The organism is Aquisalimonas sp. APHAB1-3 (assembly GCF_048323695.1).
In the GTDB taxonomy this organism is placed as follows: Bacteria; Pseudomonadota; Gammaproteobacteria; order Nitrococcales; family Aquisalimonadaceae; genus Aquisalimonas.
In genome coordinates, this window is record NZ_JBLWFT010000014.1 from 25,376 (window position 1) to 46,774 (window position 21,399).

The window sequence follows — 21,399 nt, forward strand, 5'->3', positions numbered from 1 at the left end:
GCACCGCTTCCCGTCAGCCTTCGGCGATGGCCTTGAAGGCCCGCGTCTGATCGGTGAGGGCCTGCTCGGTGGGCAGCCGCTCCATGCTGGAGGCGCCGTAGAAGCCGTTACAGCCAGGGCAGTGCTTGAGGATGTAGCGGGCATCATCCGGCATGGCGATGGGGCCACCGTGACACAGCGCGATCACGTCCGGGCGGACCTCACGGGCGGCGGCGATCCAGTCGTTGATGGGCTGGATGCAGTCGTCCAGCGTCATGGCGGTCTCCGCGCCGATACTGCCACCGGTGGTCAGGCCCAGGTGACACACGATGATGTCGGCGCCGGCCCGGGTCATGGCCACGGCATCCTCCTCACTGAACACGTAAGGCGTGGTGAGCATGTCCATCTCCCGCGCCCGACTGACCACCTCCACCTCGCGGGCGTAGCTCATGCCGGTCTCTTCCAGGTTCGCCCGGAAGGTGCCATCGATGAGCCCCACGGTGGGGAAGTTCTGGATACCGGCGAAGCCCATGGCCTTGAGTTCCGCCAGCAGGTGGTCGGTGATCATGAACGGGTCGGTCCCGTTCACGCCGGCCAGCACCGGCGTCTCCTTGACTACCGGCAGCACCTCGCGGGCCATCTCCTTGACCACCTCGTTGGCGTTGCCGTAGGCCATCAGCCCGGCCAGGGAGCCCCGGCCGGCCATGCGGTAGCGGCCCGAGTTGTAGATGACGATCAGGTCGATGCCGCCGGCTTCCTCGCACTTCGCCGACAGCCCCGTGCCCGCGCCGCCGCCGATGATGGGCTGACCGCGCTTGACCATATCCTGGAACTGGCTGACCAGTTTGTCCCGTGTCCACCTGCTCACTGTCGCCTCCTTCACCGGGCCGCCATGACGGCGCGGAAGTGTTCCACCAGAGCCTGCGAGAACTCCGGATCGTTGATGTTGTGGGGATAACGGATGAGCTGACGGTCGGCCGTCTGCTGCACCGTCTCCTCCAGTGCCTGAAACAGGGCCGCGTCAGCTTCCGGATCGTGGAACGGCTGCCCCGGCGCATCGATCAGGGACACGCCACCTTCCGGCAGCAGGAACCGCACCGGTCCATTGCAGCGGTTGAGCTTCTCGCCGATCCACCGCCCCATGCGCGCGTTCCCCTCCGGAGTCGTGCGCATGAGCGTGATCTGCGGATTGTGTTCGTAGAAGGTGCGCCCGCTGTACTCGGCGGGCACGGTATCCGGCGCGCCAAAGTTGACCATGTCCAGGGCCCCGCAGGAGCCCACGTAGGGCACCCCGGTCCGCGCGATGGCGTCGAACCGCTCCTCGCCGGCGCTGAACACGCCGCCCATGAACAGGTCGCAGACCTCGGTGGTGGTGATGTCCAGCACGCCCGCGACCATGCCGCTGTCCGCGAGCTTCTCCATGGACTGCCCGCCCGTGCCGGTGGCGTGGAAGACCAGGCAGTCGTAATCCGCGGCGAGCACGTCCTTGACGCGGTTCACGCAGTCGGTGGTGACGCCGAACATGCTGAGCGCAATGGCCTGCTTGTCACCCCGGTCCTCGGGGATCCGGTTGCTCATCATGCCTGCCAGCGCGTTGGCGGCATTGCCCAGCACCTGGCGCGAGATCCGGTTGATGCCGGCAACATCGGTCACGGACGGCATCATGGTGATGTCACTCGGGCCCACGTAGGGTGCCACGTTGCCGGAAGCAACCGTCGAAACGAGCACCTTGGGCACGCCCACGTCCAGCTCCCGCATGGCCGGGGCGATCATGGCGGTGCCCCCTGAGCCGCCCATGCCGAGAACACCTCCCAGGTCAGAGCGGGTGGTGATGAAGCGGCGCAGCGCCTCGCCCATGGCTGCCACCGCCCGGCCACGGTCGTCCACGAACACGGCATCCTGACCGTCGGGGTGGTTGGCAGCCACGTCAGCGGCGCGGATATCCGCCTCGCCGCCATCCCCGCGGGTGCCGATGTCCACCAGCACCGCCTCCACGCCCGCCGTGCGCAGCAGGCCGCAGGCATAGCGCAGCTCGGCGCTCTTGGTGTCACAGGTTCCGATAACGTACGCCTTGCGCGTCATGATTCTCCTCCGTGCTCCGGGGTCTGGGGGCTGGGTCGGCACCCCCGCCTGACCTGTGGCAACCTTGAAACGGTTGTCCACGCAGGCTTGTCGTTCTGGCCCGGGACTTTGCACAGGCCGTGCCAGGGCCGGGAAACCGGGCCATAACGCCGTTTTCCGGGCATTTGAACCAAAACACAACGAGTAATCCTGAGTACGCAATACCCGGATCTACTCATTGTTACCCTGAACGGGAAATCGCCATGGAAGCAGAACACCAGCAGGACGGATTCATTGTTGCCACGCTTGCGGAGGCCGTGGCGCTGCACCCCGCCGCGACCCTGTTCAGTCCGCTCACGGCCGGCCTCGACCCCCACCTGGCCACCATGGCGTGCACGCTGCCCATTGGCGACAACAACGACACGCTGCTGGCCGCCACCGCCGACGGCACCAGACCGGGGGCTTCCACCTTCGCGGCCGTGCTGGCACACGACCCGTTCCGCCGCCCCGCCGAGCTGCTGGATCAGCTCCAGGCCGCCGGCTTCCGCGGGATTGCCAACTGGCCTTCCGTGGCGCCCCTGGCCGGCGAGCTGGCCGCCGCGCTGGATCATTCCGGCTTCCGATTCGAGGAGGAACTGGCACTAATCAGACTGGCGGCGGATGCGGGGATGAACACGGCGCTGGTCATTCACACCCGTGAACAGATGGCGGCGGCGCTGGAACACCCGCCGGGCATGCTGGTGATCACGCCGGGCTTGAGCAGCCCGGACGCCGAGCAGCGGGAGAAGCGGTCGGAGACGGTGCTCGCCATGGCGGCCGAGGCGCGGCGCGCCGGCGCCGGCTCGGTGAACATTCACCTCCATCCGGGCTTCAAGGCACTGCAGTCGGCAACACGCCCCAAGGGAGTGGGCGCCATCCGGCATCACAGCAGATCGTAACGGCGCATCTTGTTGTAGAGCGTCTTGCGCGCGAGGCCGAGATCCCGGGCAGTCTCTCCGCGCCGGAAACGGTTGCGCTCCAGGGCAGCGAGAATCCACGCCCGCTCGTCTCGCGGCTCCTGTACCGCGGGGGCTGCGACCGCCGCCACCGCCGGCGCCGCCGCAGCGTCCGCCGGCACCAAGGCGCCACCGAGAGGCTCAGCGTCCAGCACCGGCAGGTCGGCAGCGGTAACGGCATCGCCGTCGCACATGATCACGGCCCGCTCCAGCACATTGCGCAGCTCCCGCACATTGCCCGGCCAGGTGTGGCGCATCAGCGCCCGGTAGGCCGAGGCATCCATCTGCTGCACGCGAGGGTTCATCTCCTCGGCGATGGTGGGCAGCAGGTGGCGCACCAGCAGCGGGATGTCCTCGATACGGTCGCGCAGGGGCGGCAGCGTGATCTCCACCGCATTCAGGCGGTACAGCAGATCCTCCCGGAACGCCCCCTCCGCCACCATGCGCCGCAAGGGCTGGTTGGTCGCGCAGAGAATGCGCGCATGGGTCTTGCGCGGCGTATTGGTGCCGAGGCGCTCGAAGGAGCCATCCTCCAACACGCGCAGCAGCTTGGCCTGCAGCGGCAGCGCCAGATCGCCGATCTCGTCCAGCAGCAGCGTGGTGTTGCTCGCCTGCTCGAAGCGCCCCACCCGCGCCTTGACGGCACCGGTGAACGCCCCCGCCTCGTGCCCGAACAGCTCGCTCTCCAGCAGCTCGCGCGGGATGGCGGCACAGTTCACCGCCACCATGCGCTGATCCCTGCGGCTGCTGGCGGCATGAACGGCGCGCGCCACCAGCTCCTTGCCGGTACCGTTCTCGCCGGAGATCAGCACGGACAGATCGCTGTCGGCCACCTTGCGGATCATCTGCACCACCGCCGTGATCGCGGCGGACCGACCGATGAGCCCGAACTCGTGCCCCTCGCCGAGCCACTCGCTCTTGAGGCTGTGGATACGCTTCTGCAGCGTCGCCACCGCCTTGTAGGCGGAGGTGGTCTCGGCGACCGCGGTCTCCAGGGGGATCCGGTCGATGGTGGAACCGCCGATGTAGCCGGCGGCGCCGGAGGCTTCCGCCACCTGCTGAGCCTCCTCCGGCGTGGTAATGGGGCCACCCTCCACTGCGCAGCGTACCCGCGGCCGCCGGCGGCGCACCGCCTCGAACACCTGCCGCGCATGCTCCCCGGCATCCTCCAGGGTGTAGCGGCTCGGCACTCCGGCCATGCCGCCGGCGTTCCAGCCGTAGTTGATGCACACCACGTCCACGCCGGCATCCGCCATAAGCACCGCCTCCTCCTGCTGGCGGACGTACCCGCACGTCTGCAGGCCCTGATTGCGGGCCACCTGCATGAGCATCACCTCGCGACCGAACCCGCCACCCCCATACTCCAGGTTCTCGCGCATGGCACCGTCGAAGTGGACCGCCGTGGGGAAGTTGCAGATGCCGTCGAAGCCGGCCGCCTTCACCTCCGTCACCAGCGCCTCCAGATCAACGCGGGGATCGAAGGCGCAGGCGCCGAAGAACACCGGCAGGTCGACCCTGCCGAGAATCTCGGCGCGGGCGAACTCCAGCACGGCGCGGTTGTTGTCCGCGACCGGGAGCATGCAGGAGATGGACGGAGCGCCCATGACGCGAAGGCGCCCGGCGTGCAGCGCCAGGAGGAAGTCGGCACCGCCATGGGCGGCCGCCCGGGCTGTCATACCGGCACCGATGGCCGCGCCTACGAGAAAGGTCCGCTTTTCAGATGTCAGCTGCCTTGCCATGTCGGGTGATCCGTCGCCATCAGGGGTTACACCCCACCAACATGTATCACCTGCGAGCGAGGCTGGGAAGGTCTCCGCGGTGACCGACGGCCTGATCGACGAACAGCGCCCGGGCCGGTGCCAGCCGGTCGGTCACGCCCAGACCGGCATTGCGCAGCAGCGAACGCCAGGGGTCGTCGTTGCTGAACAGCCAGTGGAACCCGTCCATGGCCGACTGCATGAGCAGGTTGTCGCCCCGGCGCCAGCGGGCGTAGCGGCGCAGCACGCCGTAGCCGACGGGGTCACGCCCCCGCTCCCGAGCCGCCGCCATCACGTCCACCAGCGCGGCGGCGTCGAGAAAGCCGAGATTGACGCCCTGCCCGGCAAGCGGGTGGATGACGTGGGCGGCGTCGCCCACCAGGGCGATTCGCGGCGCCACGTAGCGCTCCGCGTGCAGCCTGCGCAGGGGAAACGCAGCGCGATCGACGCTCGCCGTCACCTGGCCCAGCACGGCCTCCGAGGCGGCGGTCAGGGCGGTATTGAACTCGCGGTCGGACAGCGCCTGCAGCTCCGTGGCGCGGGCGTTGTCCGCCGACCAGACGATGGAGCAGCGACCGTCCGCAAGGGGCAGGAGCGCCAGCGGCCCTTCCGGGAGGAACCGCTGTCGCGCCACCGCGCCATGGTGCTGTTCGGTGGTGATGGTGGCAACGATCCCGCGCTGGCCGTAATCCCGCTCGCGCACGGCAATGCCGGCGTGCTCCCGAACCATGGAGCTGGCGCCGTCCGCACCCACCAGCAGACCGCCGCGCAGCCGGCGGCCGTCCTCCAGGCGCACGGCCACCGCGTCTTCGGCCGTGTCCAGCTCATCCACCGCAACCGGGCAGTAGAGGCTGACCCCGGGGCGTCGGCCCACGGCCTCGCGCAGCGCGTCCTGGATCAGGGTATTCTCGACGATGTGGCCAAGCCACGCCTCGCCCCGATCCGCCGCGTGGAAGGTCACCCCTGGATGGCCAGCGGCGTCCCAGGCGCGGATCGCTTCAAAGGGGCTGACCCGTCGGGCGGCGATGGCGTCCCAGGCGCCGACGCGCTCCAGAATCCGGCGCGAGGTGTGGGTGATCGCCGAGACCCGGTTACTGGTGCGCGCCTCGTCCCAGGGCGGCGCCTGCCGTGCCTCGATCACCGCCACGGAGAAACCGGAATCGGCCAGCCCCGCGGCCAGTGCCAGCCCCACCATTCCGCCGCCGATGATGATGACGTCGGTACGCTGCTCAGCCATGGTCCGACTCCAGTGACAGCCCGCGGGCAAGACGCGGCACACGGCTGCCCCGGCCCATGGCCTGACGGACCAGCCCGTCCCGCGCCGCGGGCAACAGCTCCATGCCTACCAGCCCGAGATTGCGGGCCAGCCGTAGCCCCGGCAGACGGTTCGAGAACAACCGCACCAGCCCGTCGGTCATGGCCGTGACCCGGCGATGATCGCTCGCGCGGGCATCGGCGTAGCCGCGCAACAGGGCTGGCGCGCCGGGATCCTCGCCACGGCGCGCGGCCCCGTGAAGCCGTTCGGCCAGTTCGGCCACATCGCGCAGCGCCAGGTTGAAGCCCTGGCCAGCCACCGGATGCAGGGTGCGCGCGGCATTACCGATGAGCACGCTCCGGTCGGCAACGCGCCGGGTGCTGCGACTTAGCGCCAGCGGATAGACAGCGCGCCGGCCCACCCGCAGAAAGCGCCCCAGCCGATGGCCGAACGCGTCCTGCAGGGCGTCGAGAAACGCCGCATCATCCAGGGCCGCGAGCGCTTCCGCGCGCGCCGGCGCCACCGTCCAGACCAGCGAGCAGTGGCCACCGGAGAGCGGCAACAGCGCCAGTGGCCCCTCCGGCGTGAACCGCTCGAACGCCCGCCCGTCGGGCGGCTGGGCGGGGGTTACGTTCGCCACCACGCCGACCTGGTCGTAGTCGGTCTCCCGCATCTCGATGCCCAGACACGCCCGCAGCGCCGAGCGTGTGCCGTCGGCGGCCACGACGACGCGCGCCGCCAGGCCGGTGCCGTCGTCCAGGGTCAGATGCACGGCGTCCTGCCCCGGCTCCGCAGACTCGACCCGGGCGGTCACGGACCGCACGGCATCCGGCTGCGCCGCGAGCCGGTCCCGCAGCACCCGACCCAGCACGCGGTTGGGCACCACGTGCCCCAGAGCGTCCAGGCCCTCCCGTTCCGCCTGCATGCGGGTGACGCCGAACCCGCCCCGGTCGGAAACGTGGATGGTGCGGATCGGCGCCGCTTCGCCGTTGATGGCCGGCCACAGCTCCAGCGCCTCGAGAATCCTGCGACTGGTGGGCGACAGGGCCGTGCTGCGGTCGTCGTAGCTGGGCTGCTCCGGGGCTGTGGCGGTTACCGGGTCGACCACGCGCACCTGCAGCCCGCTGCCGCCCAGGGCAATGGCCAGGCTGGCGCCCACCAGGCCGCCCCCGACGATCACCACATCCGCTGTTGCCGCCGTCACCGCGCTTACTCCCCCGCCATGGCGGATTCCACGTCGGCGACGGTCTTGGGCACGCCGGCGCTGAGAATGTCGTGGCCCGTGGCCGTGACGGCCACATCGTCCTCAATGCGCACGCCGATGTTATGCCAGCGCGGGTCCACCTCGGGGATACTGTCGGCGATGTACAGGCCCGGCTCCACGGTGACCACCATGCCCGGCTCCAGCAATCGCCATTCACCATCGATGCGGTAATCGCCCACGTCGTGGGTGTCCATGCCCAGCCAGTGGCCGGTCCGGTGCATGAAGAAGGGCCGGTACGCCTCGTCGGCAATGAGCTGATCCACGTCACCGTGCAGCAGCTCCAGGTCCACCAGCCCCTGCACCAGCACGCGCAGCGCCGCCTCGTGGGGCATGTTCCAGTGGTTGCCGGGCTGCACGGCGGCGATGGCCGCCTCCTGAGCCGCCAGCACGATCTCGTAGACGGCCCGCTGCTCCGGGGTGAAGCGGCCGTTCACCGGGAAGGTCCGGGTGATGTCCGAGGCGTAGCAGTCCAGCTCCACGCCAGCGTCGATCAGCACCAGATCGCCGTCACGCAGGGTGGCGTTGTTCTCGATGTAGTGCAGGATGCAGCCGTTGCGACCGCCGCCGACGATGGGCGGATACGCCTGCCAGCCGTTGCTGCGGCGGAAGACATACTGAAATTCCGCCTCCAGCGCATACTCGGCCATTCCCGGCCGGCACACGACCATGGCGCGCCGGTGGGCCTCGGCCGAAACCTGCGCGGCCTCGCGCATCTGCTCCAGCTCCGCCGGACTCTTGATCAGCCGCATTTCGTGGAGGAGGTGCTCCAGCGCCACGAACTCGCCGGGGGTGCGCGCGCCGGCACGGGCGCGGGTGCGGACCTGATTCACCCAGCCGAGAATGGCGTGATCGAAGTCGGGATTCAGCCCCATGGTGCAGTAGAGGCGATGCTTGTCCTCGAGCATCCCCGGGAGGATCTCGTCGATGTCATCGATGGGAAAGGCGTCGTCGGCGCCATAGCGCTCGCAGGCACCGTCCTGACCGGCGCGCGGCCCGTCCCATACCTCCTTTTCCGGATCACGCTCGCGGCAGAACAGCACGAATTCACCATGCTCCCGCCCGGGTATCAGCACCAGCACGGCATCGGGCTCCGGGAAGCCGGAGAGGTAGTGAAAGTCGCTGTCCTGACGGTAGGGATGGACCACATCCCGGTTGCGCGGCCGCTCGGGGGCTGCGGCCACCACCGCCACCGCGTTGTCACCCATGAGGTTCATGAGCTCGCGGCGCCGGCGGGCGTATTCCTGCTGATCCATGGGGCCTCCGTGATTGCGGAGCAGGTGTTTGTGAGTGGGTCAGTGGGTGCGCTGGCTGCCCTGATCGGCGCCCGGCACCGGCACGGGTTTGTCGCGTTTGCGCGGCTGCAGGTGCTCGCGCACCAGCAGGGCGCCGGTGCGCACGAACTCCAGGAGCTCCTCGTAAGCCGCCTCGTCCGCCTCGCCGCCCTCGTCGCTCACGGCGTGGCTGACCTCGCCCAGGTGGCCGATGATCTCCGCCACCTCCTTCGGCAGCTTGCTCTCCTCCGGCAACCCGCCCACGCCGAGGCCGTAGATGAACCCGTGCGCCCAGGCGCCAAGGCTCTCGGCACGCCGGTCCACGGGCGCGGACCCGTCGGGCAGCAGCAGCTGGAACTCCAGGTTGCTGTCATCCATGCCCTGCTGGGTGGCGCCGTACAGGGCGGCCAGGCCTTCCAGGCAGCGCCGGGCCGGATCGCCCTTCGGCTCGGTGCCGGCGAGGACCTGGGCGATCCACTGCGCCGCTTCCACCTGCGCGGAAGCGCTGAGCATCCCCGCAAGCAGGCCGTGGGCCTCGGCAGCACCGATCTCGGCCTCCACCTCGGCGAGGGCTTCGTTGAGGGCGTCGTAATCGGGTAGAGAGTCAGTCATGGCGCGGACATATCCAAGGCCGTACAAAATCGCTATCCTACCACGACATATGAGGCATCGCGGGCCGTTGCAGGCATGAGTGAATCGTCCCCGAAGGCACTGCGCAGGGAGCTTGACCGGCTGGAACGCCAGGTGGACTCGCTGGTGCGCTATTGTGCCCGACTCGAAGAAGAAAACCGGGTGCTGCGTCAGTCCCAGGATTCGCTGAACGCGGAGCGTGCCAGCCTGCTGGAAAAGAACGAGATGGCCCGCTCCAAGATCGAATCCATGATCAGCCGCCTCAAGGCTATGGAGCACCACTGACATGCGCGACGACATCGAACCGGTCCGGGTCACCATTCTCGACAAGGAATACATGGTGGCCTGCCCGCCGGACGAGAAAGAGGGCCTGCTGAGCTCGGCCCACATGCTCGACCGACGCATGCGCGAAGTCCGCGACGCCGGGCGCATCCAGGGAGCGGATCGCATCGCGGTGATGGCGGCGCTGAATCTCACCCACGAGCTGCTGCAGGCGCAGAACGACCAGCGCGAGACCGCCACCCTGGTCGAGGACCGCGTGCGCGCCATGGAGCAGCGCATCAACCAGGTGCTGCCGGAGTCCTGATCCGGACACCACCCGTCCGTCCCCCTTGCAGTCCCGGCGTCCAGCCCCCACCATGGCACTGGACACCCCCTGCGGCGTTCGACAGCGGTCACAGCTATTCCTTGACCCTCAATTGAATCGCCAGGGGAACTGACGTGGCGGTATCCGGTGCGCATGTCCGCCCCGTGCGGAAAGCCTAAGGCCCCGCTCGTCCTCCCCACCTGAACCTCAGGGTTCAAGGGGCGATACCGCACGGCGCCAGCGGGGGGTGTCCCTTTCCTAGCCAACCCCGGTATCCTGTGCGGCTTGCCCCGAAGCCACGGCTGGAGCCCCGATGCAATACTGGCTGATGAAATCCGAGCCGGACGTGTTCGGCATTGACGACCTCGCCAACTGCCCCGACCAGACCGACCACTGGGACGGTGTGCGCAACTACCAGGCGCGCAACATGATGCGCGACCAGATGAAACAGGGCGATCAGGTCCTGTTCTACCACTCCAACACCAAGGTGCCCGGGGTGGTGGGCATCGCCGAAGTGGTGCGCGAGGGCTACCCGGACCACACGGCGTTCGACCCGGAAGACCCCCACTACGATCCGAAAAGCGACCCGGACAACCCGCGCTGGTTCATGGTGGACATCCGCTTCGTCCGCAAGCTTGGCCGCACCATCAGCCTCACCGAGCTCAAGGAACTCAAGGATCGCCCGGAATTGGCCGATATGCCCCTGGTGCGCAAGGGCAACCGCCTGTCGGTCATGCCGGTCACCCCGGAGCAGTGGCAGTTCATTCTCGGGCTCGAATGACCTGCCGCCCATCGGGACACGGAAACGGGAGCGTCATTCCGTGACTCTCGTCCCGGATCACGACAGGCAGCGAACGCATACTCTCTCGGGACGGTCCGGAGTGACCGCCGTGCCGATCGTGCGATGTGCGACCAACGGATGAGCGCAGTGAGCGAGACACAGGCAACAGAATACGGCCTCGGGCCGACCGATCATCGAGTCGTGCTGGCGGTCGCCGCGGTGATCGCGGTCACCGCCGCGCTGGCGGTGGGCTGGCAGCAGGTGCGGGACCTGGACACGCCGTCCCGGGGCATCGACGCGTTCTCCTTCGACCTCCCCATGGACACGGTTGAGGCCGACTCGGCTGCGGGGCTGGCGGACGAGTTGGACGCGATGGAGTTCCCCTGGCCGCCGGAAAGCAGCGTGCCGCGCATCCAGGTGGAGCACTTCCCGGGGGACATGGCGGATCTGGACGCTGACGCGCGCAAGGCGGTGTTCTTCCGCGCCCTGCTGCCGCTGGTGCTGCACGAGAACGCGATGCTGCGCCACCATAGGGACAACGCCCGGGCACTGCTGCAGGGGGGTGCACCGCCGGAACCGGGCACCGACGAACGTGTCTATCTCGGACAGCTCAAGGAGCGCTACCGGGTCGAGGGCGACCTGAACGACGCCGCCGTGCGCCAGCAACTGCTGCGACGGATCGATGCCGTACCGGCGTCCCTGGCGCTGGCGCAGGCGGCCAACGAAAGCGGCTGGGGCACATCACGGTTCACCCGGGAGGCCAACAACCTGTTCGGTGAATGGACATGGAACGAGGACCAGGGCCTGCTGCCACAGCAACGTGCGGAGGGCGCGACCCATTTTGTCCGCATCTTCCCCGATCTCCATGCTTCGGTGCGCTCATACATACGCAACATCAACGTCGGGCACGCCTACGGTGAGCTGCGACAGCAACGGGCGAACCTGCGCGAACAGGGCGAACCGCTGGACGGGATCACCCTCGCCAGCGGCCTGATCCGCTACTCTGAAAGGGGTCAGGACTACGTGGATGAAGTCCGTGCAATGATCCGGCAGAACGAACTGCACCACATGCCGGATCTCGAACTGGCGAACCGTACGCCGTAGGGGCTATTGTCACCAGCCAATGACATGTCACCAAAAACCAACAATTTGAACGGCTTGGCGAACAAAGTCATTTGTATTCATAAAGTGCCTGCTATAAGGTAACACTCATTGTGCGCGAGGAGTCTGATCACTCGTCGCGGATGCAGGGGGATAGAACGTTGGGGCATCGTCAAAAACAGTGGCTACTGCACGAGGGTTCCTCGCCCCGGCGCGGCCTGAAATGGTGGCTTCGCCCGATTCCGCTGGCCATTGGCGCGGTGGGCGTGGGCCTGATCACCGCGGGCCTGATCGGCCTCGGAAGCAGCGGTTCCGGATCGGGAGCCTCCGGCGATACGGTCGCGATGGAGCTGGGCATGCCGGGCACCCGCGTTGGCGACATGGTTGCACAGCGGGCCCGTGGCAACGGCAGCCGCACGACCTCCGCCACCATGGACGACAGCCCCGCGCCGGTCACCGATAACGGAACGCCCGCGGATTCCGGCCCGTTGCGTACCGCCAACGCCACGGAAGCCGACATGGATTCGGGCTGGGCCAGCTACATCAACGCTAGTACCGGCAGCACCAACGCCAGCGACGATACCGCCGAGAGCGCGGCCGAAGCCGAGGCCGAGATGGAGGAGCTGGCCGCGCCGCACGAAGGGCCGGAATGGGAGACCATCGAAGTCCGCTCCGGCGACTCCCTGGCCGCGATCTTCAGCCGCGCCGGCCTGTCCGCAGGCGAGCTTCACCGCCTGGTCAATACCGATGACCGCACCGCGCAGCTCCAGCGCATCTACCCCGGTGATGAAATCCACTTCCATGTGGAAGGCGACGCCCTGCAGGGGCTGCGCCACGACATCGACGATGCCGACACGCTGGTCGTCGCCCGGGGTGACGACGGCTTTGAAGTCAGCATCGAGAGCCGCGCCATCGAGACGCGGGTCAAGCACGCCAGCGGCACGGTCAACAGCTCCCTGTTCGTCGCCGGCCAGGACGCCGGGCTCAGCCACGGCCAGATCATGCGGCTGATGAACATCTTCAAGTGGCAGGTGGACTTCGGACGCGACGTGCGCTCCGGGGACATGTTCTCGGTGGCCTACGAGTCCTACTACATCGACGATGAACACGTGCGCGACGGCCCCATTCTGGCGGCCCGTTACGTTAACCGCGGCAATGCGATCGACGCGGTGCGCTACGAAGACCCGGACGGCACCCGCGGCTACTACAGCCCCGAGGGCGAGAACCTGAGCAAGGCGTTTCTCCGTCGCCCGGTTGGCGATGCGCGGATCAGCTCCGGATTCAACCCCAACCGCAGGCATCCGGTACTGGGCGTCCGCCGCCCGCACCTGGGCACGGACTTCGCCGCGCCCTCGGGCACGCCGATCCGGGCTGCCGGTGCCGGCCGGGTCGTCCACGCCTCGCGCAAGGGCGGCTACGGCCGCACCGTCATCATCGAGCACGCCAACCGGTACCGCACCCTGTACGCTCACATGTCGCGCTACGCCAATGGCATCAGCGTGGGCACGCGCGTCGAGCAGGGACAGACCATCGGCTATGTCGGCGCCTCCGGACTGGTCACCGGCGCGCACCTGCATTACGAATTCATGAAGGACGGCGTCCACCGCAACCCCATGCGGGTGGACCTGCCCAGCGGCGACCCGGTTGCCAGCGAACACATGGATGACTTCGTCGCCCGCGCCGCCCCCCTCGTGGCGCAGCTCGACGATATGCACGAGGAGCAGGAACAACAGCTGGCGATGCGGGACGAGGAATGATCCCGTCGGGGCGCGCCGCCCTGGTGCTGCTGGGGCTGGTGATCGTGCTCTGGGGGCTGAACTGGCCGGTGATGAAGGTCGGCCTGGAGTACATCCCGCCGCTGCTGTTCACCAGCATCCGCATGGTGCTGGGCTGCCTGTGCATGGTGATCGCCGCCGCCATCATGGGGCAGCTCCGCCGCCCCTACCGCGACGAGTGGACACTGGTGTTCGGCGTCGGCCTGATCCAGATGGCGCTGTTCCTGGGGCTGGTCACCATAGCCCTGCAGTACGTCCCCGCCGGGCGTTCGTCCATTCTCGCCTACACCACCTCGCTCTGGGTACTGCCCATTGCCGCCATGACCCTGGGCGAAACCCTCACGCGCCCGCGCCTGCTGGGCTTCGCCCTGGGCATCGGCGGCGTCGCGGTGATGTTCAACCCGTTCGGTTTCGACTGGACCAGTCCGTCCGTGGTCATAGGCAACGGCCTGCTGCTGCTCGCCGCGCTGTGCTGGGCCCTGCTGATCGTCTACGTGCGCGCCCAGCGCAACCAGGGCCCGCCACTGACGCTGGCCCCGTGGCAGTTCGGCATCGCCGCGGTCGTCCTGCTACCCATTGCGCTGATGGTCGAGGACGCCGGCACCGTGGAGTGGTCGGATCCGGTCCTGCTGGGCATCCTCTTCTACAACGGCCCGCTGGCCACTGCGTTTCCGTTCTGGGCAATCATCACCATCACACGGGCGCTGCCCGCCGTGACCACCTCCATCGGCAGCCTTGGCGTGCCGGCGTTCGGCGTTGCAGCGTCCGCCGTCCTGCTGGGAGAGGCACTGACCGGCACCAACATTGTCGGGCTATTATTGATTGGAGCCGGTGTCGCGACCGTGACGCTGGCGGATCGCGGCAGGCGAAACGAACCCGGCTCCGATTCAGCGGTCTCAACAGAGAACCGGAAGTCCTGACAGCGCGTGGGGCGCTGTAGACCCCCGGTGTGACGAGGGCATGGATCCATGACCAGGACCGCTCTACTGTGTCTGGCATGTCTGGCGCTGCTGCTGACCGGCTGCAGCACCACCCGGGACAGCATTCCCGACCCTGGGCGTGGCGCCCCGACGATCAGCGATGTGCGTGAATCACCGGAGCAACACCAGGGCAAGACCGTCCGCTGGGGCGGCACCATTGCCGGTGTTGAGAACCGGCAGGACGTCACGCTTGTGGAAGTGGTGGGCCGCTCGCTGGACCGCAGCGGCAGGCCGCGCACCGGCGACACCAGTGAAGGCCGCTTCCTGGCGGTGATCGACGGCTTCCTCGACCCGGCCGTGTACGAGGAAGGCCGCCGCATGACCGCCACGGGCACCGTGGACGGGGAAGAGACCCGCCCGGTCGGCGAGCATGACTACCGGTATGTGCGCGTGCGCGCCAGCGGCCATCACCTGTGGCCCGAACCCCGGCCCGATCCGTACGCCCACGCCCCCCGCTATTACCCGGGCCCCTACTACGACCCCCGTTACGGGCCCTGGTACGACCCCTGGTACGATCCGTGGTACCCCCATCGCCGCGGGTTCCGCTACTGACTGCCATGTTGAGGACGCCCATGCGCCGCACAGCGATGAAAACGCTCCCCATAATCGCCGCCATGCTGGTGCTCACGGCCTGCGCCACCGGCCCGCAATTCGACACCGATGGCGTCAACCGCGATCTGCAGCCGCGGCAGGCCGCCGCCGATCAGGTGCGCGACGAGCAGGTGATCTGGGGCGGCACGATTCTGTCCGTGAAACCGCAACAGGACACCACCCAGATCGAGGTCCTCGCCTACCCGCTCGACCGCGGGGATCAGCCACGGATCGACCGCTCATCCCAGGGCCGGTTCCTGATTATCGCCGACGGCTACCTGGAGCCCGCCGACTACGGCGAGGGCCGCCAGATCACCGTGCGCGGTCCGCTCGAGGAGGCGCGGACGGCCACCATCGGCGAGGCGGAGTACACCTACGCGGTGGTGCACGCCGAGGACCTCCACCTGTGGCCGCGCCGGACCAGCCACGGGACGCGAAGCGAACCGCGGGTGAATTTCGGGATCGGGATCGGCATCATGCGGTGACGGGAACGTCGGCCTTCGGGATGGTGGACCTGATGATGGTGGATCTGAAGATCCACCCTACGCCCTACGCCCATACGTCTCGGCGGCGGGCACGCGCCCGTAGGGTGGACCTTCAGGTCCACCAATAACGCCACTCGCCCACCAGGCCCCACCAACCGATCTGCTATCATCCGGCCCCACATTCACTACCCCGACAAGACCCAATGGCCAATACCCTGACTCAACGGATTGCCGAGGAACTCGGCGTGCGCACCAACCAGGTCGACGCCGCCGTGCAGCTGCTGGACGACGGCGCCACCGTGCCGTTCGTCGCCCGCTACCGCAAGGAGGCCACCGGCGGCCTGGACGACACCCAGCTGCGCCAGCTGGAAGAGCGCCTGGGCTACCTGCGCGAGCTGGAAGAGCGCCGCGACACCATCATCAGCACCATCCGCGAGCAGGGACAGCTCTCCGACAGCCTGCACCAGGCCCTGCAGACGGCGGACACCAAGCAGCGGCTGGAAGACCTCTACCTTCCCTACAAGAAGAAGCGCCGCACCAAGGGCCAGATCGCCCGCGAGGGCGGCCTTGAGCCGCTTGCGCGCGTACTGGTCAGCGACCCGTCCGTGGATCCCCATACCCGCGCCGCCGATTACGTCAACGCCGACGCCGGCGTGGCAGACGCCGATGCCGCCCTGGAAGGCGCCCGCGCCATTCTCGCCGAGGAGGCCGCCGAGGATCCCGATCTGGTGACGGGGCTACGCGAGCACGCCTGGAACAAGGGCGTCCTGGTCTCGGAAGTCGCGCCCGGGCAGGAGGAGGCCGGCGCCAAGTTCAGCGACTACTTCGACTACCGGGAACCGCTCAAGGCGGTCCCCTCCCACCGGGCGCTCGCCCTGCTGCGCGGGCGCAAGGAGCGCATCCTGCGGCTCGCCATCGAGATCGACGGCGACCAGCCGGGGCCCTGCCATGATCGCGTCGCCGGCTATTTCGGTGTCCGCCACCAGGACCGTCCCGGAGACGACTGGCTGACCGCCCTGGTCCGCCACACCTGGCGGGTGAAGCTCTACACCCGGCTGGAGACGGACCTCATCGGCAGCCTGCGCGAGCGCGCCGAAACCGAAGCCATCCAGGTGTTCGGCCGCAACCTGCACGATCTGCTGCTGGCGCCACCGGCGGGCAGCCGCTGCGTCATGGGCATCGACCCGGGCATCCGCACCGGCTGCAAGGTCGTGGTGGTCTCGGCCACCGGCAAGCTGCTGGACACCGCCACCATCTACCCGTTGCCGCCGAAGAACGCCTGGGACCAGAGCGTCCACACCCTGGCACAGTTGATTGAGCGCCACGGCGTCGACATGGTCGCCGTGGGCAACGGCACCGGCTCCCGCGAAACGGAACGCCTGGCAAAGGAGGTGGGCAAGCGCCACACGGAATTGCGCGCCCAGGTAGTCATGGTCTCCGAGGCAGGCGCCTCCGTGTACTCCGCCTCGGAAGTGGCCGCGAAGGAGTTCCCGGATCTGGACGTGAGCCTGCGCGGCGCCGTCTCCATTGCCCGCCGACTGCAGGACCCGCTGGCGGAGCTGGTGAAGATCGACCCCAAGTCCATCGGCGTGGGGCAGTACCAGCACGACGTCAGTCAGGCCCAGCTCGCCCGCACCCTGGACGCCGTGGTGGAGGACTGCGTCAACGCCGTGGGCGTGGACGTGAACACCGCTTCGGCGCCGCTGCTGGCACGGGTCTCGGGCCTCAACACCACCCTGGCCGAGAACGTCGTGGCCCACCGCGACGCCAACGGCGCCTTCCCCGACCGCAAGGCGCTGCACAAAGTGCCCCGCCTGGGCGACAAGACCTTCGAGCAGGCGGCGGGCTTTCTCCGCATCAACGACAGCGCCCAGCCCCTGGACCGCTCCGCCGTCCACCCGGAGGCGTACCCGCTGGTGGAGCGCATCCTCAAGGCCAACGGCCGCAACCTGGGTGACACCATCGGCGACAGCGCCTTTCTCGGCAAATTGCGCCCTGCCGACTACGCCGACGAGCGCTTCGGCGAGCCCACGGTGCGGGACATCCTCGCCGAGCTGGACAAACCCGGCCGCGACCCCCGCCCGGAGTTCGTCACCGCCAACCTGCGCGACGACGTGGAAACCCTCGCCGACCTGAAACCCGGCATGCAGCTCGAGGGCACGGTGAGCAACGTCACCAACTTCGGGGCCTTCGTGGATCTCGGCGTCCACCAGGACGGCCTGGTGCACATCTCCGCCATGAGCAAACAGTTCATCCGCGACCCGCGGGAAGTGGTGAAACCGGGCGACGTGGTGAAGGTCAAGGTGCTCAGCGTCGACGAGCGCCGCAAGCGCATCGCGCTCACCATGCGCATGGACGACCCGCTACCCGGCGAGGAGCCGGCGGAGAAACCGGCCCCGAAGAAAGGCAAACCCGGCAAACCGCGCGATAACCAGGACAAGCCCAAAGAGAAGCCGGCGGAAGGCAGCCTCGCGGACGCGTTTCGGGCTGCGAAGAAGAAGTAGACGGGGTAATCGCGACTCACGTCGCTCCTACGCCGATCACCCTGGTAGGAGCGACGTGAGTCGCGACCGGCCCCGGCCGGACCTTCAGGTCCACCGGCCGGGAACGGCGCCAAGATTGTTCACACGTAACCGAATTAGGTATTCGGCGCACGGACTGATAGCATTTACAGACCAGTCGTTATCCACCATCCCGTCTTAGACAGGTCGGCGCATACCCATGAAAACCACGCTGAATCCTCTGAACCACGCCGGAACAACGCCCTCCAGCAAGCAGGCTTTGCGGGGATGGTTGCACCTGCTGATGTGCTCGAAACGGATGGAAACGACAATCAACGATCTCCTGCGCATCCGGCATGAGTCCTCCATGACCCGTTTCAGCGTGCTGTCCCAACTCCACCACGCCGGTCCGGACGGGCTCAGCACGAAGGGGCTGGCACAACGCCTGATCGCCTCCAAGGGCAACATCACGCGACTGATTGACCGCATGGAGACCGACGGCCTGGTCCAGCGCCGCCCCTGCTCTGAAGATCGACGCGTGAGCCACATTTTCATGACCGAGGCAGGCGAGAACGTGTTTCACGCAATCGCGGGAGAACACGAGGACTGGACCGCGCGCATCTTCGGCATCCTTGACGACGATGAACTGGAAACGCTTGTGCGGCTGACCGACCGCATCAGGGCGAACACCCTGCCTGAAGTCGCTCTCGGAATCAGCAAGTCGCCGGATTACGCCAACGGGTCCGACCATCACGGATAGCAAGGCCCGTCAGGCGTTGGGGGCAATCTGCTTACGTAACTCCGCAGCCACGCCACCCCCCGAAACCCCTTTCTTGTAAGAAAACTGCCGACAAGGCTGCCCGGGCACGAGCTGGGCGTGGCCGTCCACAATGAAGAACAGAGGCGCTGCACCGGCATCATGGCCGGCAAACTGCGCGCGATTCGCCGCCGCACAATGGGTGCAGTAAGACGGTGCCCCAACACGGTGGAAATTCACCGGATGCGGCTCGTCCATGATCGGCACCAGGTCGTCCCCGTAATTGAGCAGCCCGCGCCACAATTCGCCGCGGAACAGCCGCCCTCCGCTACCGCACGGATCGAGCGTGAAGACGAACCGATCCGACTCCTCGCGCACGCTGAAGTCCGCGCAGTGATAGTGCCAGGTCTGCGCGACCTCGTGCACCAGTTCCGCGTCGGACAGCGCGGCGTAACGGGGAAAACCGACCTGAAACGCCGGCTCGAACGTCTCGGCAAGCATCGCGTCGAGATAATCAGCGCCGCCCGACTCCAGCGCCGTTCCGTAGAAGCAGGCCAGCCAGGCGACGGCGAAGTCGTGCCAGGGTCGCCACTCCTGCCGCTGACCCTCCAGCAGTTCGCGAATGTCACGCCCGCCGGCGGCGAGCCGGGCACGGGCAGACTGAACGCGGGTGGTGACCAACGCCGTGCGCTCCTGATCGCTGAACAGTGGCGCAGTCCGGCCCGATGGCTTGGCAAAACGCATGCGACAGTGGCCACCCGCCCCCTTCTCCGTGCTCCAGACCGTCTCGCCCAGGGCGCTGTTGAGCGCGCCCTGGCACGCCTTGCAAGCCTGGCAGAGGCTGCTGACACCATCGCGCCAGCCGCCATACCATTCCGGGTGCTTGTCCGCGAAACCGTCCTGCTCCAGCCGACCACCACTGCCGCAGGGCGAGAGATCAAGGACCACCGCGTCGTCGGTCTCCTCCAGTGGCTGCGGTACAGCGCCGGCCTGGTGAACATAGATCGCAACCAGATCGGCAATGGCGCCGCGATAATCCCCCGTCCTGTACTGTCGTACCCAGGTGGCCATCAACTGCGCTCCGATGCGCAGAAGCTCCTCCCGCGCCTTCGCTTCGCCGTGGTCCCGGCGCAACATGCCCGCCTTGCGCGCCAGGGTGTGAATGGAAAGCATGTGCAACCCGAGGTGACCGGTCTCCATGCGTTGCAGCCAGTCGTCCAGCGCGGGGTCATCATCCTGTTCCAACGCGGCAATTGCTCGCGCTTCCAACGGCGCGGTCAGGCGGGCAAGCTCTTCGTCGGGGAACTGGCGGTCCATTCCTCCTCCTACGCCCAGAAACCCGAGCGGCTGGTGGTGCATTCGTACTGCCGGTAGATGCTGTCCACCAGACTCTGGCCCCGTTCGTTCAGCAACAGCCCATGCCCCTGACGGTTCATGGCATAGCCGACGGCAAGCCCGCGGTCGGGATCGGCGAAACCGATGGAGCCGCCGGCACCCACATGACCAAAGGCGTTTCGGCCGAGAATCACGCTATCCGTGGCCTCGCGGCGGCGACGGTTATCCATGGAAACCATGAACCCCGGCCCGAAGCGCGTGGGGGCCAGCAACGTGGCGTCCCGGTGGGAAGCAGAGGACACTACCCCCAGACCGGCGATGGTCTCCGGCTGCAGCAGCGTCCGCCCATCCCCGGGCCGCCCGATGGCCAGCGCCGTGAACAGATCCGCAAGCCCGCGGGCATGACTGACGCCGCCAGCGGCGCCGATCTCCGCGGCACGTCCGGCACGCGTGTTAACGCCACGCGCCGCCCAGTCACCGTGGTTGAAGATGAACAGATTCGGCAATGTCCCGGGCTCCCGGACCGCCTCCATGAACGGCGTCACCGGCTCTTCGCCGGTCAACCGGTAGGGCACGATGGGCGAGACGCGGGATTCCACCGCTTCGGGCAGTCCGATCCAGAAATCCAGCCCGAACGGAGTGGCCACTTCATCGGCGAAGAACTGTCCCAGGCTGCGGCCGGAGACCCGGCGCACCAGCTCGCCCAGCAGAAACCCGTAGGTCAACGCGTGATAGCCGTGACGGGTGCCCGGCTCCCAGAACGGCGGTTCCTGCTCCAGCCGATCAACCATGTAGCCGGTGTCCACGATGCAGTCCGCCTTGACGGGGTCGCGCAACGCAGGCAAGCCCAAGGAATGATCGAGCATCATGCGTGGGGTGGCCGCCGCCCTGCCCCGGTCGCCGAACGCCGGCCAGATCTCCGCGACCGGCGCATCCAGGTCCAGCAGCCCCCGCTCGTTGAGCAGATGGACACAGGCGGCCGTGGCCGCCTTGGTGCAGGAGAACACCACGCAGACGGTATCCCTGGTCCAGGGCGTGGTGCGCTCCGCGTCCGCGAAACCGCCCCACAGGTCGAGTACGGTTCGACCGTGCTCCTGCAGGCACAGGGAGGCGCCGAGCTCGCCACGCCGCTCAAAGTTGTCCACGAATGCGTCCACCACCGCACCCATGTGCGCGTGTGCCAGACCGCTGACCGGACCGCCCGCGGTCTCCCGGGCAACCGGCTCCAGCTCGGACTGCCATTCCGTCATGACCGCCCCCTTGCGGCGCCAGGGACGGCGAGCTGTCACTCGCCG

At 67.9% G+C, this 21,399-nt stretch carries 20 protein-coding genes and 1 other RNA gene; 12 read left to right on the forward strand and 9 right to left on the reverse strand.

Annotated elements, in window-relative coordinates; all coding sequences use genetic code 11:
- Window positions 1-13: 13 nt before the first annotated feature.
- Both ACNSTU_RS15470 and ACNSTU_RS15475 read right to left on the reverse strand, forming a co-directional pair.
- A complete protein-coding gene (locus ACNSTU_RS15470) occupies window positions 14-847 on the reverse strand; it encodes a phosphoenolpyruvate hydrolase family protein (protein ID WP_290634133.1) in 834 nt (277 codons plus the stop codon).
- 11 nt (window positions 848-858) lie between these two features.
- Window positions 859-2,061, reverse strand: coding sequence for a Tm-1-like ATP-binding domain-containing protein (locus tag ACNSTU_RS15475; protein WP_290637984.1), 1,203 nt, complete (start codon window positions 2,059-2,061; stop codon window positions 859-861).
- 242 nt (window positions 2,062-2,303) lie between these two features.
- On the opposite strand from ACNSTU_RS15475, the gene ACNSTU_RS15480 reads away from it, so the two are divergent.
- Window positions 2,304-2,978, forward strand: a complete 675-nt coding sequence (locus tag ACNSTU_RS15480; protein ID WP_418212584.1) for a phosphoenolpyruvate hydrolase family protein — start codon at window positions 2,304-2,306, stop codon at window positions 2,976-2,978.
- On the opposite strand, the gene ACNSTU_RS15485 is transcribed toward ACNSTU_RS15480, so the two are convergent.
- The 5 genes from ACNSTU_RS15485 to ACNSTU_RS15505 are packed head-to-tail and all read right to left on the reverse strand — an operon-like array spanning window position 2,963 to window position 9,194.
- Window positions 2,963-4,774, reverse strand: coding sequence for a phosphoenolpyruvate hydrolase family protein (locus tag ACNSTU_RS15485; RefSeq protein WP_290633219.1), 1,812 nt, complete (start codon window positions 4,772-4,774; stop codon window positions 2,963-2,965). The genes ACNSTU_RS15480 and ACNSTU_RS15485 overlap by 16 nt on opposite strands.
- A gap of 46 nt (window positions 4,775-4,820) precedes the next feature.
- Entirely contained in the window at window positions 4,821-6,029 is a 1,209-nt protein-coding gene (locus ACNSTU_RS15490) for a UbiH/UbiF/VisC/COQ6 family ubiquinone biosynthesis hydroxylase (RefSeq protein WP_290633217.1), read from the reverse strand.
- Window positions 6,022-7,251 (reverse strand): 2-octaprenyl-6-methoxyphenyl hydroxylase, encoded by a 1,230-nt coding sequence (gene ubiH / locus ACNSTU_RS15495; protein ID WP_290633215.1) that lies wholly within the window; start codon window positions 7,249-7,251, stop codon window positions 6,022-6,024. Before ubiH ends, ACNSTU_RS15490 begins: the two co-directional genes overlap by 8 nt.
- A gap of 5 nt (window positions 7,252-7,256) precedes the next feature.
- Complete coding sequence (gene pepP, locus ACNSTU_RS15500) at window positions 7,257-8,564, reverse strand: Xaa-Pro aminopeptidase (protein WP_290633213.1); 1,308 nt, start codon at window positions 8,562-8,564, stop codon at window positions 7,257-7,259.
- Between the two features lie 39 nt (window positions 8,565-8,603).
- Window positions 8,604-9,194, reverse strand: a complete 591-nt coding sequence (locus ACNSTU_RS15505) for a UPF0149 family protein (protein WP_290633211.1) — start codon at window positions 9,192-9,194, stop codon at window positions 8,604-8,606.
- 75 nt (window positions 9,195-9,269) lie between these two features.
- Here ACNSTU_RS15505 and ACNSTU_RS15510 point away from each other — a divergent pair, with 75 nt between their 5' ends.
- From ACNSTU_RS15510 to ACNSTU_RS15560, 11 genes are all read left to right on the forward strand, one after another.
- Window positions 9,270-9,497: a TIGR02449 family protein gene (locus ACNSTU_RS15510; protein WP_091646189.1), complete on the forward strand. Its 228-nt coding sequence runs from the start codon at window positions 9,270-9,272 to the stop codon at window positions 9,495-9,497.
- A gap of 1 nt (window position 9,498) precedes the next feature.
- Window positions 9,499-9,798 carry a cell division protein ZapA gene (locus tag ACNSTU_RS15515; protein ID WP_290633207.1) on the forward strand — a complete coding sequence of 100 codons (300 nt, stop codon included), beginning with the start codon at window positions 9,499-9,501 and terminating at the stop codon, window positions 9,796-9,798.
- Between the two features lie 63 nt (window positions 9,799-9,861).
- Window positions 9,862-10,049, forward strand: a non-coding RNA gene (gene ssrS, locus ACNSTU_RS15520) — 6S RNA.
- Between the two features lie 62 nt (window positions 10,050-10,111).
- On the forward strand, window positions 10,112-10,579 hold the full coding sequence (locus ACNSTU_RS15525) for an EVE domain-containing protein (RefSeq protein ID WP_290633205.1): 468 nt from the start codon (window positions 10,112-10,114) through the stop codon (window positions 10,577-10,579).
- 147 nt (window positions 10,580-10,726) lie between these two features.
- On the forward strand, window positions 10,727-11,683 hold the full coding sequence (locus ACNSTU_RS15530; RefSeq protein WP_418212585.1) for a glucosaminidase domain-containing protein: 957 nt from the start codon (window positions 10,727-10,729) through the stop codon (window positions 11,681-11,683).
- Between the two features lie 158 nt (window positions 11,684-11,841).
- The gene (locus ACNSTU_RS15535; protein WP_418212586.1) at window positions 11,842-13,437 is read left to right on the forward strand and encodes a M23 family metallopeptidase; all 1,596 of its coding nucleotides are present in this window, start codon (window positions 11,842-11,844) and stop codon (window positions 13,435-13,437) included.
- Entirely contained in the window at window positions 13,434-14,375 is a 942-nt protein-coding gene (locus tag ACNSTU_RS15540) for a DMT family transporter (RefSeq protein WP_418212587.1), read from the forward strand. Before ACNSTU_RS15535 ends, ACNSTU_RS15540 begins: the two co-directional genes overlap by 4 nt.
- Before the next feature lie 48 nt (window positions 14,376-14,423).
- On the forward strand, window positions 14,424-14,987 hold the full coding sequence (locus tag ACNSTU_RS15545) for a Slp family lipoprotein (RefSeq protein ID WP_290636793.1): 564 nt from the start codon (window positions 14,424-14,426) through the stop codon (window positions 14,985-14,987).
- Between the two features lie 20 nt (window positions 14,988-15,007).
- Window positions 15,008-15,511 (forward strand): Slp family lipoprotein, encoded by a 504-nt coding sequence (locus tag ACNSTU_RS15550; protein WP_290636794.1) that lies wholly within the window; start codon window positions 15,008-15,010, stop codon window positions 15,509-15,511.
- Between the two features lie 203 nt (window positions 15,512-15,714).
- Entirely contained in the window at window positions 15,715-18,015 is a 2,301-nt protein-coding gene (locus ACNSTU_RS15555) for a Tex family protein (protein ID WP_418212588.1), read from the forward strand.
- 316 nt (window positions 18,016-18,331) lie between these two features.
- The gene (locus ACNSTU_RS15560; protein WP_418212589.1) at window positions 18,332-18,772 is read left to right on the forward strand and encodes a MarR family winged helix-turn-helix transcriptional regulator; all 441 of its coding nucleotides are present in this window, start codon (window positions 18,332-18,334) and stop codon (window positions 18,770-18,772) included.
- Window positions 18,773-18,781: 9 nt separating this feature from the next.
- Here ACNSTU_RS15560 and ACNSTU_RS15565 read toward each other — a convergent pair whose 3' ends face one another.
- Together ACNSTU_RS15565 and ACNSTU_RS15570 are read right to left on the reverse strand one after the other, a co-directional pair.
- The gene (locus ACNSTU_RS15565; RefSeq protein ID WP_418212590.1) at window positions 18,782-20,086 is read right to left on the reverse strand and encodes a hypothetical protein; all 1,305 of its coding nucleotides are present in this window, start codon (window positions 20,084-20,086) and stop codon (window positions 18,782-18,784) included.
- An 8-nt stretch (window positions 20,087-20,094) separates the two neighbouring features.
- Window positions 20,095-21,354: a serine hydrolase domain-containing protein gene (locus ACNSTU_RS15570; RefSeq protein WP_418212591.1), complete on the reverse strand. Its 1,260-nt coding sequence runs from the start codon at window positions 21,352-21,354 to the stop codon at window positions 20,095-20,097.
- Between the last annotated feature and the right edge of the window lie 45 nt (window positions 21,355-21,399).

What these genes read in the sequence shown, in the direction of transcription:
- ACNSTU_RS15475 (WP_290637984.1), bottom strand. Translation starts at nt 2,061, where the DNA reads ATGACGCGCAAGGCGTACGTTATCGGAACCTGTGACACCAAGAGCGCC.
- ACNSTU_RS15480 (WP_418212584.1), top strand. Translation starts at nt 2,304, where the DNA reads ATGGAAGCAGAACACCAGCAGGACGGATTCATTGTTGCCACGCTTGCG.
- ACNSTU_RS15485 (WP_290633219.1), bottom strand. Translation starts at nt 4,774, where the DNA reads ATGGCAAGGCAGCTGACATCTGAAAAGCGGACCTTTCTCGTAGGCGCG.
- ACNSTU_RS15490 (WP_290633217.1), bottom strand. Translation starts at nt 6,029, where the DNA reads ATGGCTGAGCAGCGTACCGACGTCATCATCATCGGCGGCGGAATGGTG.
- pepP (WP_290633213.1), bottom strand. Translation starts at nt 8,564, where the DNA reads ATGGATCAGCAGGAATACGCCCGCCGGCGCCGCGAGCTCATGAACCTC.
- ACNSTU_RS15505 (WP_290633211.1), bottom strand. Translation starts at nt 9,194, where the DNA reads ATGACTGACTCTCTACCCGATTACGACGCCCTCAACGAAGCCCTCGCC.
- ACNSTU_RS15510 (WP_091646189.1), top strand. Translation starts at nt 9,270, where the DNA reads ATGAGTGAATCGTCCCCGAAGGCACTGCGCAGGGAGCTTGACCGGCTG.
- ACNSTU_RS15515 (WP_290633207.1), top strand. Translation starts at nt 9,499, where the DNA reads ATGCGCGACGACATCGAACCGGTCCGGGTCACCATTCTCGACAAGGAA.
- ACNSTU_RS15525 (WP_290633205.1), top strand. Translation starts at nt 10,112, where the DNA reads ATGCAATACTGGCTGATGAAATCCGAGCCGGACGTGTTCGGCATTGAC.
- ACNSTU_RS15540 (WP_418212587.1), top strand. Translation starts at nt 13,434, where the DNA reads ATGATCCCGTCGGGGCGCGCCGCCCTGGTGCTGCTGGGGCTGGTGATC.
- ACNSTU_RS15545 (WP_290636793.1), top strand. Translation starts at nt 14,424, where the DNA reads ATGACCAGGACCGCTCTACTGTGTCTGGCATGTCTGGCGCTGCTGCTG.
- ACNSTU_RS15550 (WP_290636794.1), top strand. Translation starts at nt 15,008, where the DNA reads ATGCGCCGCACAGCGATGAAAACGCTCCCCATAATCGCCGCCATGCTG.
- ACNSTU_RS15555 (WP_418212588.1), top strand. Translation starts at nt 15,715, where the DNA reads ATGGCCAATACCCTGACTCAACGGATTGCCGAGGAACTCGGCGTGCGC.
- ACNSTU_RS15560 (WP_418212589.1), top strand. Translation starts at nt 18,332, where the DNA reads ATGGAAACGACAATCAACGATCTCCTGCGCATCCGGCATGAGTCCTCC.
- ACNSTU_RS15565 (WP_418212590.1), bottom strand. Translation starts at nt 20,086, where the DNA reads ATGGACCGCCAGTTCCCCGACGAAGAGCTTGCCCGCCTGACCGCGCCG.
- ACNSTU_RS15570 (WP_418212591.1), bottom strand. Translation starts at nt 21,354, where the DNA reads ATGACGGAATGGCAGTCCGAGCTGGAGCCGGTTGCCCGGGAGACCGCG.